The following is a 12,838-nucleotide window of genomic DNA, read 5'->3' as shown; positions in this document are numbered from 1 at the left end:
GTCGGGTGAGGTGCGGTGTCGGTGGTGCGCGGCAGGATGGGCCCATGCTCCTCGCCGACCTCGTCGCCACCTCGCAGGCCGTCAGCGCCACGCGCTCCCGCAAGGCCAAGGCCGCGTCGCTGGCCGAGGCGCTGCGGCTGGCGGAGCCCGGCGAGCTCGAGACGGTGGTGTCCTACCTCGGCGGCACCCTGCGCCAGCGCCGCACCGGCCTGGGCTGGCGTGGGGTCAGCGACCTCCCAGCACCTGCCTCAGCGCCGACGCTGACGGTCAGCGAGGTCCACGAGGCGTTCGACGCGATCAGCGAGATCGCCGGCGCCGGCTCCCAGGCCGCCCGCAAGGCCGCCGTCGCCGACCTCTTCGGCCGGGCCACCGCCGACGAGCAGGCCTGGCTGCGCGGCCTCGTCACGGGCGAGGTGCGCCAGGGCGCCCTCGACGCCCAGGTCCAAGAGGCGGTCGCCGTCGTCGCCGAGGTCCCGCTGACGTCCGTACGCCGCGCCGCGATGCTCGCGGGCAGCACGCTCGCCGCCGCGGTCGCGGCCTTCGAGGGGGGTGAGGAGGCGCTGTCCGCCATCGGCCTCGAGGTCGGTCGCCCGGTGCTGCCGATGCTCGCCTCGAGCGCCCCCGACGTCACCGCCGCCCTCGACAAGATGGCCGGCGCCCCGGTCGCGATCGACGCCAAGCTCGACGGCATCCGGATCCAGGTGCACCGCGCCGGCGACGACGTCCTGGTGGTGACCCGCAGCCTGGACGACATCACCGGACGGCTCCCCGAGGTGGTCGAGATCGCCCGGTCGCTGCCCGCGCAGCACTTCGTGCTCGACGGCGAGGCGCTCCTGCTGGCCGACGACGGGCGCCCCCGCCCCTTCCAGGAGACGTCGTCACGCACCGCCCAGGCCGCGGGCGGCGGCGTGGTCGTGCCCTACTTCTTCGACGTCCTGCACGTCGACGGGCGCGACCTCCTCGACGAGCCCGGCCGCGAGCGGCTCGACGCCCTCGACGCCCTCGTCCCCGAGCAGCACCGCGTCGGCCGCCTGGTCACCGACGACCCCGCGGCCGCCCAGGAGTTCGTCGCCGCCACCCTCGCTGCCGGCCACGAGGGCGTCGTCGTCAAGGACCTCGACGCCCGCTACGAGGCCGGCCGGCGCGGCGCCGGGTGGATCAAGGTCAAGCCCGTGCACACCCTCGACCTGGTGGTGCTCGCCGTGGAGTGGGGCAGCGGCCGTCGCCAGGGCTGGCTGTCCAACATCCACCTCGGGGCCCGCGACCCCGAGGGCGGGTTCGTGATGCTCGGCAAGACCTTCAAGGGGATGACCGACGAGATGCTGGCCTGGCAGACCGAGCGCTTCACCGGGCTCGCCACGTCACCGACCGACCGCAGCGCGTACGTCGTCCACGTCCGCCCCGAGCAGGTGGTCGAGATCGCCTTCGACGGCCTCCTGCGCTCCACCCGCTATCCCGGTGGAGTCGCGCTGCGCTTCGCCCGGGTGCTGCGCTACCGCGACGACAAGCAGGCCCACGAGGCCGACACCATCGAGGACGTGCGGGCGCTCCTCTGACCCGGGGCACGCGGCGCCGTCACGCCCGGGCCGCCACCCACAGCTCCTCGGCCGGCCAGCGGGTCGCCCACTCCCGCGACACGATCTCGTAGAACGGGTGGTCGAGGCCGTCCGCCGGTGCGTACATCTCGTGCAGGGCCTCGATCACGAAGCCGGCGGCGCGCAGCTCGCGCACCCACTCCCCGTGCGAGGGATGGAACTCGAAGCCTCCTCCCGGCCACTGCACCCGGTGGGTCTCGCGCTGGCCGCGCAGCAGCCGGTCCCCCGCCACCCCGCCGTCCGCCGGGACGCACAGCGTCGAGAGGGTGCTGTTGGTCAGGAAGACCAGGCGCCCACCCGGCCGCAGGAGCCTCGCCGCCTCGGGCAGCCAGCGTGCGGGGTCGCACCAGGCGGCCGCCCCGTGCTCACTCACGACGAGGTCGAAGCGTCCGTCAGCCAGGGGCACTCGCTCGGCATCGCCCTGGACGAGGGGGAAGCCGGGACCGAGCCTCGTCTGGAGGCCACGCGCCGTGGCGAGCTGTTCGCCCGAGAGGTCCAGGGCGACCGGTCGCGCGCCCGCACGTGTCAGCCAGGCGGCGAAGTACGCCGTCCCGCACGCGAGGTCCAGGACGTCCAGGCCGCGCACGTCACCGAGGACCCGGAGCTCTCGTTCGGGTGCGGCGAACAGACCCCACACCACCTCCGGCCGGCGCCACATGCTCTCGGCCGCCCCGTCCGTGAAGCGCTCGTTCACGATCGCCCAGAGCTCACGGTTCCAGGCGATCTCGGCCGTGCGGTCCTCGGACACCTGCACAGTCTCCCCCGAAGGAGCGGCCACGGGCCCGGTGCCGCTCGAAGCATCGGCCCCGCGCCCCGCCGCGACGGCCGTCACAGCCGTGCAACTCCGGGTTGCACACGGCATACACTTCTCGCATGTCGACGAGTGAGCAGGCGCCTCGCGTGGACGGCCGGCGCTCGGCCGCCGCGGCCCGCCGCCGGCAGCGCGAGCGCGAGATCCTCGACGCCACCCGCCGGCTCTTCGACGAGCGCGGCGTGCGCGACGCCCAGATCGAGGACATCGCCCAGGCGGTCGGCATCAACCGGGCCATCGTCTACCGGCACTTCACCGGCAAGGAGGAGCTCTTCGCGCTCACCCTCACCGGTTACCTCGACGAGCTGCGCGACGCCCTCGCCGCCGGGGCCGACCAGCCCGGCGACCCGGCCACGCGCCTCACCGCCATCGTCACCGCGTTCGTCGACTACGGCCTGACCTACCCCGCGTTCGTCGACTGTGCGCAGACGCTGATGCGACGTACGGGCCCCGAGCTCCTCGACGAGATCAGCGAGAGCGCCCTCTTCCGCCTCGGGCGCAGCATCTCGGCCTGCCTGTCCGTGCTGTCCGGCGTCATCGACGACGGTGTCACCGCCGGCGACTTCGAGGTCGAGGACACCAACCTTCTCGCCAACCAGCTCTACGCCAGCGCGCTCGGCGGGCTCCAGCTCGCCCGCGTCGGCATCCTGGTCGGCGAGTCCGCCCCGGGCATGCCGACCGTCGGCGCGGTGTCGCCGGAGCAGGTGCGCGACTTCCTCGTCGCCACGGCCCTCTCGGTATCGACGCGCCGGTCCTGAACTTCCACGCACCAGCGTGGACATCCCGGCGGGATCGCCGATCCGGGCTGCACTTCCACGCACCTGCGTGAAAGTCCTCGCCGACGGTGAGCGCCGACCGCGGTCGTCAGAACAGGAAGTCGGCCGCGTGAAGCCCTGACGACTATGGATGGGCCGTCAACTCTTTCGGCGCAGCGGCGGTGCTCGGGACGGGCGCCAGCGCGGTTCTCGGGGCCGGGTCGGGTCCGAAGGGTGCTGTGAAGAGCCAGTCGAAACCTGTGCGACTGAGCACCCGCTCGATCCCGAGGCAGGTAGCGATGATGACGCAGGTGGCAGTGAGCGGATACACCGCCAGCGCCAGAACCGACACGACGCTCGTCCCCCCGAACCGCAGGGCCTCGATGAAGAAGGAATGCAGGACAGCCAGCACCGGGACGTGGAGGACGTAGATCGGCAGGGTGCGCCTCCCGAGGAACGAGCTGAGCCGAGCCACTGGGCGCCACTGAGCAAGCAGGCTGGAAAGCCTGACTGCGAGGGGTACGGCGAGCAGGCTGATGACGAACCTGCTCGGCCGACCGTCGGGCCCCAACACCATGGGAGCTGCCATCACCGCTGCCGCCGCACCCGCGACGAAAAGAGTCAGCCGCAAGCTGAGTCGGGACATGGCGCCGATCACCGACGGGAAGTGGGCGGCGAAGGCGAAGAAGAAGAAGTGCTGCAACAGCGACGCGGTGTTGACCGCGTCGATCCCCAGGCCCGGGGTCAGCAGGGTGAGGGCCGCCGCCAGGGCCACCACGACGCGGGGGTCGAGCCTCAACAGCAACCGCGCCACCAAGAAGTAGGCGACGAGGGCGTAGAGGTACCACAGCCCGGACGAGGCGACGACGAGGTTGGCGACGAGCTCTGCCCAGCCACGGGTCCGGTTCATCGGGAGCTCGTCGAAGACCAGGAAGGCGCCCATGTGGATGCCGAGCCAGAGCGCGTAGAGGTAGTAGATGTTCAGGACGCGCTTGCGCACCACCGCCCGCCAGGGTCGACGCAGTGCGGAGCCGGCGAAGAGGCCGGACACGACGAAGAACAGCGGCATCCGCACGGGCTTGAGCGCGTAGGTGAGCTCGAGCCAGACGGCTTCCATACCGAGCAACGGGGTCGGTGTGACGAAGCCGAGGTGCTTGACGACCGTGTGGTGCAGGACGACGAGGACGATGGACAGGGCCTTGGCCGTGTCCGCCCACGCAGATCGGTCACTGACGCCGGGCACGGGCGAGGTCGTGTGGTTCATGAGGTCTCCTGATCCGTGCTGGCCAGGAGCAGCAACGCGCAAGAACAAAGATATCTCGGGTGATGAGAGCTCTTCCGCGCTGCGAGTGAGACCTTCACTACTCCCGGACGTAGTCCGGGAGCGCGTATTCGGATGACCAGTGGATTCGTGCTCGGATCCGAGACTTCCTCGCGCAGATGGATCCGACGACTGGCTACATCGCTGACTGACAACTCCCGCATCTGCCGACATGAGCCGGCAGCTGACCCTGGCGCGCGTCGCCTGTCGTGCGTCCGCAGGGCTGCTTCCAGCAGTGCACGAGCCCATGGTGGCGGCGAGTCTCAGCTGAGCGCGTTGATGCGTGAGCCGATCGCGGCCCAAGACGGTGGCACGTCGAAGACCAGGAACTCCAGCGCTGGGTAGGGGTCATCCCCCCTGGGCGTCACCTCAACGCACAGTGCCACGCGGTCAGGATGCTCTCCTTCCTCCCGCTGCGCGTCAGAGCCCGAGGTCGTCCAGGGCGGTCATGACCGACCCGTGGTAGGTCGGGAAGGCGAAGTGCATCCGGCGTACGACGGACGGGGGCACCTTCGCGTGGATGGCCAGCGCGAGCATCGCGACCAGGTCTCCCCCGGTGCGGCCCATCGTGGTGGCCCCGACCAGCAGCCCGGTGCCGGCGTCGGCGACGAGCTTGATGTGGCCCTCGTTGCCCTCGCCGTCGAGCCAGCCGCGTGCCGACCCGCTGACGTCGGCGAAACCGGTGCGGACGTCGAGCCCCTGCTCGCGCGCCTGCTCCTCGGTCAGCCCGACGGAGCCGATCTCCGGGTCGGTGAAGGTCACCCGGCTCACCGCCCGGTAGTCGGCCACGGGGCCGTCCTCGCCGAGGATGTCGGCCTTGGCCACCTCGGCCTGGTAGGTGGAGACATGGGTGAAACGGCCGTGCCCGGTGATGTCGCCGATGGCCCACAGCTTGTCGCCGGCCCGCATCCGCTCGTCGGTCTCGACGGTCTTGGCGTCCGGGTCGAGGCCGACGTTCTCGAGGCCGACGTCGCGGATGTTGTTGCTGCGCCCGGCGGCGACGAGCAGCCGCTCGGCCTCGACCCGCAGGTCGCCGGCGGTGAGGACGAAGGTGCCGTCGTGCTCCACCCGGTCGACCTGGACGCCGGTGTGCACGGCGATGCCCTCCGCCTCGAAGAGCCGGGTGACGAGCTCGCTCGACTCGGGCTCCTCGACCGCGAGCAGCCGGTCGTCGGACTCGATCACGGTGACGGCGACCCCGAAGCGGGCGATCGCCTGTGCGAGCTCGCAGCCGATCGGGCCGCCGCCGAGGACGACCAGGCTGCGGGGCAGCTCGGTGACCTGCACGACGTCGCGGTTGGTCCAGTACGGCGTGTCCGCCAGGCCATCGATCGGCAGCACGAGGGGCTCGGTGCCGGTGTTGAGCACGACGCCCCGTGACGCCTCGTACTCCACCCCCTCGACCTCCACGACGCCCGGCGCGACGAGCCGGCCGTGGCCGCGGACGAGCCGGACCCCGGCCTCCTGGACGGCCTTGGCGTTGGCGTCGTCGGTCCACCCCTTGGTGGCCTCGTCGGTGATTCGTGCGGCCGGGCGCGACCAGTCGGGCTCCACCGTCGCCGGTCCGGCGAGGTGGTCGGCCCGGTGGACCATGGCGACGTGGTCGGCGGCCCGGATCATCAGCTTGCTGGGGGTGCACCCGTAGAACGGGCACTCGCCGCCCACCAGGTGCATCTCGACCCCGACGGTGTCGAGACCGGCCTCGGCCAGCTCGGTCGCGAGCTCCTGCCCGCCGGGACCGAGCCCGAGGACGACGACGTCACAGGCGATTCGCTCGCTCATCGGTCCGTCCCCGCTCAGCGCGACAGGTGCCGGGCGCGGGCGAAGCAGAACAGGCCGTAGCAGGCGATGCCGGCGGCGATCGCAAGGAGCAGGAACTGGCCGAACGGCTGCTCGAGGACCGTCTGCAGTGCCTGGTCGAGGCCGCCCGACTCCTTGGCCTTGTGCGTGATCGCGGCGTAGCAGAACAGGCCGCCGACGATCCCGATCGCGATGCCCTTGGCAATGTAGCCGACCTTGCCGAAGAGGACGATCGCCGATCCGTCGTTGCCGGACTGCCCTTGGGCAGTGAGGTGCTCGGTGAACTTCTCGGTCCACCCGCGGTAGACCAGCAGGCCACCGTAACCGGCGATCGCGAGCCCGACGGCCCCCACGATGAGCTGCCCGCCGGGCAGGTCCATCAGCTTGGCGGTGGTGGAGTCGGTGCCGCCGCTCGACCCGTCACCGACGGCGACCTTGACCGCCGTCCAGGCCAGCACGCCATACAGGATCGCCTTGCCGAGCGAGGTGAGGCGCTTGCGCCAGCGCTTCTTGTCGTCGGTCTCGTCCTGGTAGCCCATCGCGAACTCCAGGAGGCGCCAGACGACGAGCAGCATCATGCCGACGGCGATCATCCAGATCAGCACGCCGCCCATCGGCTGCTCGGCCAGCGCGTGCAGGGCGCCCGCGTTGGACGCGCTCTCGGACTTCTCCCCCAGTGCCAGCTGGGCGGCGAGCCAGCCCACCATCAGGTGGACGACGCCGTAGGCGACGAGCCCCGCCCGGATCGCCCAGTCCAGCCAATCGCTCTGATGTGCCTGCTGACCTGTGCGTTGTGCCTTGTCGGCGACCTCTCCCATGGACGCCACCCTAGGGCCCCACGGCGAGTCCCGCCTCACCCGCGTGAGGCAACAGATCCGACGCTCAGACCAGGTCGGCCTTGTCGCGCACGATGCTGCCGAGCAGGCCGTTGACGAAGCTCGGCGACTCGTCGGTCGACAGGTCGCGGACGAGGCTCATCGCCTCGGAGACCGCGACGCCGTCCGGGACGTCCTCGACGTACAGCAGCTCGTAGACGCCGAGGCGCAACACGTTGCGGTCGACCGCCGGCATCCGGGTCAGCGTCCAGCCCTGGGCGTAGGTGCCGAGGAGCTCGTCGATGCGGGCCTGGTGCTCGGCGACGCCGTGCACGAGGGTCGAGGTGTAGTCGTTGGTCGGGCCCTCGCCGGCGGCGATGATCCGCTCGAGGGCCTCGACGGGCTGCTCGCCGCGCATCTCGGCGGCGTACAGGACGTCCAGTGCGCGCTTGCGGGCCTTGCCGCGAGCCGACACGTCAGCCCTTCACACGGCCGAGGTAGGACGAGTCGCGGGTGTCGACCTTGACCTTCTCGCCGGCGGTGATGAAGAGCGGCACGTTGATCTGGTGGCCCGTCTCGAGCGTGGCGGGCTTGGTGCCACCGGTGGAGCGGTCGCCCTGGAGGCCCGGCTCGGTCTCGGCGATGAGGAGCTCGACGGAGGCGGGGAGCTCGATGAAGAGCACGCGGCCATCGTTGGTCGCCACGATGGCTTCCTGGTTCTCGAGCATGAAGTTCTTGGCGCTGCCGACGATCTCCGGCGCGACCTCGAGCTGGTCGTACGTCGAGGTGTCCATGAAGACGTACGACGTGCCGTCGTTGTAGAGGTACTGCATCGTCCGCTTGTCGACGTTGGCCGTCTCGACCTTGGTGCCGGCGTTGAAGGTCTTGTCGACCGTCTTGTTGGACTCGACGTTCTTGAGCTTGGTCCGCACGAAGGCCGGGCCCTTGCCGGGCTTGACGTGCTGGAACTCGATGACGGTCCAGAGCTGGCCCTCGATGTTGAGGACCATGCCGTTCTTGAGGTCGTTGGTGGTTGCCATGGCGCGCGGATCAGCCTCACTACAGTCGGTCGGGAGTCGCCCAACCCTAGCGTCCGACCCGTCGCACTCCGATTCGGTGTCGATGTAACACCAGCCACCGCCCGCGACGTGTACGAGGTGTCGGGCGGCCCCGGCCGCGACGCCACCGGACCCAGGAGTACTCGTGCGACCTCTCACCAGCAACACCAAGCTCGCGGCCATCGCCGTCGCCTCCCTGACCATCATCGGCGGCACGTACGCCGTCGGCGCGGCCGCCTCGGACGACGCGCCCCCGCCCGGCACCTCCCAGGTGCAGGACTCCTCCTCGGACGACGACGACGAGGAGACGTCCACCCCGACGCCCTCCCCGACGACCACATCGCCCACCGTGTCGCCCACCGCGACGGCGAGCCCGTCGGACGACGAGAGCGACGACGGCGACGACCGTGACGACCACGAGGCGGAGCACGACGACGACGCGTCCGGGACCCCGTCTCCCGTCCCGTCGACCACCACACCGTCGCCGACCTCTCCGACCGCGTCACCCACGGCCGACGACGACCGCGACGAGGACGAGGACGACGCTGCCGAGGACGCTGAGGAGGCGGCCGAGGAGGCCGCCGAGGAGGCGGAGGAAGCAGCCGAGGAGGCCGCCGAGGCGGCCGAGGAAGCAGCCGAGGAGGCCGCCGAGGCGGCCGAGGAAGCAGCCGAGGACGCTGAGGACGCCGCCGAGGACCGCGGGCACGACGACGCGGACGACGACTCCGACGACCACTCGGGCAGCCACGGCGGTGGCGACGACGACTCGGGCGACGACTCGGACGACCACGGCGACGACGACTGATCAGGCGTAGCGTCGGGACAGGGGCAGGACGACAGGGCGAGAAGCGCGTGATGGATGACGACCAGCAGGCAGGCGGCCTGCGTATCGAACCGGCACCGACCCCGGCGCCGGACGCCTTCATCGCGCTCCTCGCCGCCAACGCGGCCTCCTCACCGGTGCGCACGCCCACGCCGCGGTGGGCACCCTTCCTGGCGGCCGCCGCGTGCGCTGCCGTGATCGGGGCCGCCGCCGCGGTGGCAGGCAGCCAGGCCGACGACTCCGACGTCGGACCGACGCGGACGCCCGACGCCCCCACCACCGGGACCCCCGCGCCGCCCGACCCGGGGCCGAGCCGACCCCCGCAACGCGAGGACAGCACGGCGACCGACCCCCCGGCGACGTCGTCCGACGCGTCCCCAACCCCGCAGACGTCACCCGCATCGCCGGGCAGTCCGCAGGAGGAGGGAGCGGGTGCGTCGGGCTCACCCGTGCCCACCTCACCGGGACCCACGAGCCCGGCCCCGACCGCCTCCACCTCCGGCCCCGAGGACGATCCCGAGGACTCGGTGTCCGGCTCACCGAGCACCACCGCCACCACCTCGGGTTCCGACGACGAGTCCGACGAGCCCGACGAGTCGGAGGACTCAGGGGACTCAGGGGACTCAGGGGACTCAGGGGACTCAGGGGACTCGGAGGACGACAGCTCCGGACCCGGTGGGTCCTCGGCGACGTCCGAGCCGCGGGACGAGACCACCTCGGACCGGAGCCCGAGCACGGAGGACCCCGACGAGGTCGACGCGGACGAGGTCGAGGACGACGAGTAGGCCGTGACCACGACCGGACTCGTCGACCGCCTGCGGCACGGCGACCCCAGCGCCTGGCGCGAGGCCTACGAGGCCCATGCCGGGCGCCTGCTGGTGTGGTTGCGCACGCTGGCCCCCGCGGACGTGGCGGCCTCGGCCGAGGACCTCGCCTCGGAGACCTGGCTCACTGCGTCGACCAAGGTCGGTGAGTTCCGCGGCGGGGACGACGACTTCGCGGGCTGGCTGTTCGGCATCGGCCGGCTGCACGCGGTCAACGCCAGGCGGCGTACGACGCGGCGCAACACCCAACCGTCGGACGCCGTGCCCGACGTGCAGACACCGCCTGCCGACGAGATGGCCCTGCGTGTCGCCGCCGTGCGCCAGCTCATCGACCGGTTGCCGCCGCGGGAGCGCGAGGTCATCGGCTGCCTGGAGGTGGTGGGTCTCGACATCCGCACCACCGCGACTGCGCTCGGGCTGACCCACGCGGCCGTCCGGGTGGCGCGCCACCGCGGCCTGGCCCGTCTGCGGCGCGTGCCGAGCCTCACCGTCACCTCGTGAGGCGTGCCGGGCGCGGAGCCAGGAGTCGTCAGCGCAGGCCCCGGACGTAGGCCGACGCCCGCTGGAGCTCCCGGAGGCGCTGCTCCCAGGTGACGCCGACGACGGTGAGCAGCACCCCCACCAGGCCGATCAGCACCCACTGCGGGAGCACCTGGGCAAACGTGCCCTCGCGGAGGACGACGAGCGCCCCCGTCACGGCCCCGGCGGCCAGCGGGGCCGACCAGCGCTGGGACACGCCGACGGCGACCAGGACCAGGCAGGCCAGGCCCAGCAGGACGGCCCGGAGGTCGACCGGGTCGACGAGCACCAGGAGCAGGGTCGGGACCAGGCCGAGGGTGAGGCCGGGCCCGAGCGCCCGCACGCTGGAGTCGTCGCCCCGCCGCATGGACACGACGCCGACGACGAGCAGCACCAGCGCGAGCGGGAGCGTGTAGGCCTCCACGGTCCCCACCCCTACCTGCTGCAGCCGCACCCACTGCGCCAGCGTCAGGAGGCCCAGCCCGGCCCACGCGAGGCGTCGTCGGTCCGCATTGACCAGGGACGACACGGTCGCCACCACGCCCGCCACCGTGAGGTGGACGGCGAGCCACGTCTGGTCCACCGAGCCGGCCGGGCCCGCCGAGACCACCGGGGCGACCACGGCGCACACCGCGGCGACGGCGGAGGCCACCTCGCGCCCGACCCGGGGCACGAGCACGACCGCGACGCCCAGGACGAGCAGGACGAGCAGGGCACGGACCTCGACCGGGACACCAGCCAGGTGCCCGAGGGTCCAGAGCAGGCCGGCCCCGGTGAGCGGGGCCAGCGCGGCGCCGACGTCGCGCCAGGTGCGGGGCGGCACGACCTCGAGGGCCACCGCCGCCGCGGTCAGCACGGCGAGCGTCCCGGCGGTCACCCAGTCGCTCGCCAGCGCGGTGCCGAGGGCCAGCAGCAGCGTCACCGCGGCCAGGGCCAGCACCTCGACCCGCTCGAGGACCGCTCCCCCGACGGCGAGGGCACCTCCGACGAGGAGCAGGACGACCACGGCGACCAGGAGCGGGGCGGCGTACAGCGGGGGAACCAGCGCCAGGGCGACCAGCGCGAGCGCGGCCCCGGGGACCAGCGCTGACCCGGCAGGACGGCCGGCGCAGCGCAGGACGGTGGAGGCTGCCACCGCGATGCCCACGACACCGACGGGCAGCAGCAGCGGCCAGGACCACGGCACGTCGGGGGCGTCGAGACTGGTGAGGACGCCGACGCTCCACGGGTCGTGGAGGACCAGGACGGGCAGCGCCGCGCCCACCAGCAGCAGGACGCTCGCGGCGAGGCCGAGCGCCGCGACGACCGACGGGGCCGCGCAGACCCAGCGCCAGGCGCCGGTCAGACGGGCCGCGAGCACGGCGTACGCCGCGACGACGGCGAGCTCCACGAGTGCCACCCGGGTGGCCGACTCGTCGAACGCCACCACCGTGACGACCGTCGTGCCGAGCAGGGCCGCGACCGCCGCAGCCCCGACCCGCGCCTCGGTCGGCAGCCGTCGCGGCAGTGCCACGACGGCCGCCAGCGCGGTGGCGGCGAGGAGCGGCCAGACGGCCAGCTCTCCCCACACGCTGGCCACCGAGAGCTCGTCGAGGTGACCGACCCCGACGACCACCAGCGCCAACCACCAGCCGATCGCTCCGACGGCCGCCCCCAGCGCGAGGACGCGGAGCCCGAGGAGGTGCCCGAGCGCCGCGCCGGCGGCGCACACGAGCAACGCCCCCAGGACGCCGACCGCGTCCCCCCGCTCGATCGTCCCGGGCACGCCGAGCGAGGCGACCAGCGCGGCCACCACGCCGACCACCTGGGCGCTGACCAGCGCCCCCACCGGGGTGGTCACCGTCCAGCGCCCGACCGCTGCGGCGGCGCCGGCGACGACCAGTCCCGCCAGCACCACGAACGGCTCGTCACCGAGCGGACCCAGCCACCCGGCGCGCCACGCGCCGCCGAGATCGAGGGCCAGGAGGCCGAGCGCCACGCAGGCGAAGGCCTCGGACCCGGCGCGCAGGTCGCGAGCGGCTAGCCAGGCCATCAGCCCGGCGGCCACCGCGGTCAGGACCACCAGGACCGTGGTGCGACCGCCCACACCGAGCGCCGCCCACGCAACGGCGAGGAAGACCACCGCGGCCACCACCAGGCACAGCGCCCCCAGGCCGAGCAGGATCCGCGGCACCGACGCGGCACTGAGGCCGATCGGGGCGTACGACGGCGCGGACGCCGGGCGGGGTAGGACCGCCGCGTCGGTGGCCGCGTCGGTCGCCGCGTCGGGAGCATCAGGAGCTGCGGCCGGGGTCGGGACCTGGGCGTACATCGCGGCGACGAGGCCGTCGACGTGCAGGAGCGCCTCGTAGACCCGGCCGGGCGCCGGACCGGTCAGCGACAGCCCGCACGACCGGCACGACAGGGCGGGGAGGGTCAGCGGGGCACGGCATCCCGGGCAGGCACGCGGGTCGGCGTAGGTGAACATGCCTGATGGTCCACCCGGGAGGTCGTCGCGCCCATCACCCACGCTGCTCA

The 12,838-nt window shown here is 72.7% G+C and carries 12 protein-coding genes; 5 read left to right on the top strand and 7 right to left on the bottom strand.

Features of this window, described 5'->3' with window-relative positions; all coding sequences use genetic code 11:
- The first annotated feature begins 44 nt into the window (after positions 1-44).
- Positions 45-1,556 (top strand): ATP-dependent DNA ligase, encoded by a 1,512-nt coding sequence (locus ASG88_RS22155; RefSeq protein ID WP_056889627.1) that lies wholly within the window; start codon positions 45-47, stop codon positions 1,554-1,556.
- Positions 1,557-1,575: 19 nt separating this feature from the next.
- On the opposite strand, the gene ASG88_RS22150 is transcribed toward ASG88_RS22155, so the two are convergent.
- Positions 1,576-2,343, bottom strand: coding sequence for a class I SAM-dependent methyltransferase (locus ASG88_RS22150; RefSeq protein WP_056889676.1), 768 nt, complete (start codon positions 2,341-2,343; stop codon positions 1,576-1,578).
- Positions 2,344-2,468: 125 nt separating this feature from the next.
- Between ASG88_RS22150 and ASG88_RS22145 the strand changes: the two genes are divergently transcribed.
- Entirely contained in the window at positions 2,469-3,164 is a 696-nt protein-coding gene (locus ASG88_RS22145; protein WP_056889626.1) for a TetR/AcrR family transcriptional regulator, read from the top strand.
- Between the two features lie 142 nt (positions 3,165-3,306).
- Here the strand turns inward: ASG88_RS22145 and ASG88_RS22140 are convergent, their stop codons facing one another.
- The 5 genes from ASG88_RS22140 to efp form a co-directional block, all read right to left on the bottom strand.
- The gene (locus tag ASG88_RS22140) at positions 3,307-4,425 is read right to left on the bottom strand and encodes an acyltransferase family protein (RefSeq protein ID WP_056889625.1); all 1,119 of its coding nucleotides are present in this window, start codon (positions 4,423-4,425) and stop codon (positions 3,307-3,309) included.
- A gap of 477 nt (positions 4,426-4,902) precedes the next feature.
- Positions 4,903-6,264, bottom strand: a complete 1,362-nt coding sequence (locus ASG88_RS22135) for a dihydrolipoyl dehydrogenase family protein (RefSeq protein WP_056889624.1) — start codon at positions 6,262-6,264, stop codon at positions 4,903-4,905.
- Between the two features lie 14 nt (positions 6,265-6,278).
- Positions 6,279-7,100, bottom strand: a complete 822-nt coding sequence (locus ASG88_RS22130) for a DUF1206 domain-containing protein (RefSeq protein ID WP_056889623.1) — start codon at positions 7,098-7,100, stop codon at positions 6,279-6,281.
- A gap of 64 nt (positions 7,101-7,164) precedes the next feature.
- A complete protein-coding gene (nusB, locus tag ASG88_RS22125) occupies positions 7,165-7,572 on the bottom strand; it encodes a transcription antitermination factor NusB (protein ID WP_056889622.1) in 408 nt (135 codons plus the stop codon).
- A gap of 1 nt (position 7,573) precedes the next feature.
- Positions 7,574-8,137, bottom strand: a complete 564-nt coding sequence (gene efp, locus ASG88_RS22120) for an elongation factor P (protein ID WP_056889621.1) — start codon at positions 8,135-8,137, stop codon at positions 7,574-7,576.
- 163 nt (positions 8,138-8,300) lie between these two features.
- Between efp and ASG88_RS22115 the strand changes: the two genes are divergently transcribed.
- The 3 genes from ASG88_RS22115 to ASG88_RS22105 are packed head-to-tail and all read left to right on the top strand — an operon-like array spanning position 8,301 to position 10,303.
- The gene (locus ASG88_RS22115; RefSeq protein ID WP_056889620.1) at positions 8,301-8,960 is read left to right on the top strand and encodes a hypothetical protein; all 660 of its coding nucleotides are present in this window, start codon (positions 8,301-8,303) and stop codon (positions 8,958-8,960) included.
- 50 nt (positions 8,961-9,010) lie between these two features.
- Complete coding sequence (locus ASG88_RS22110; protein WP_056889619.1) at positions 9,011-9,763, top strand: hypothetical protein; 753 nt, start codon at positions 9,011-9,013, stop codon at positions 9,761-9,763.
- A gap of 3 nt (positions 9,764-9,766) precedes the next feature.
- Positions 9,767-10,303 carry an RNA polymerase sigma factor gene (locus ASG88_RS22105; RefSeq protein WP_056889618.1) on the top strand — a complete coding sequence of 179 codons (537 nt, stop codon included), beginning with the start codon at positions 9,767-9,769 and terminating at the stop codon, positions 10,301-10,303.
- A gap of 28 nt (positions 10,304-10,331) precedes the next feature.
- On the opposite strand, the gene ASG88_RS22100 is transcribed toward ASG88_RS22105, so the two are convergent.
- Positions 10,332-12,788, bottom strand: a complete 2,457-nt coding sequence (locus ASG88_RS22100) for an SCO7613 C-terminal domain-containing membrane protein (RefSeq protein WP_056889617.1) — start codon at positions 12,786-12,788, stop codon at positions 10,332-10,334.
- Positions 12,789-12,838 lie beyond the last annotated feature (50 nt).

The sequence above is a fragment of the Nocardioides sp. Soil777 genome (assembly GCF_001428425.1).
Taxonomy (GTDB): Bacteria; Actinomycetota; Actinomycetes; order Propionibacteriales; family Nocardioidaceae; genus Nocardioides; species Nocardioides terrigena.
The sequence above is the reverse complement of the archived record's forward strand: the minus strand, read 5'-3'. Positions and strand labels throughout refer to the sequence as shown.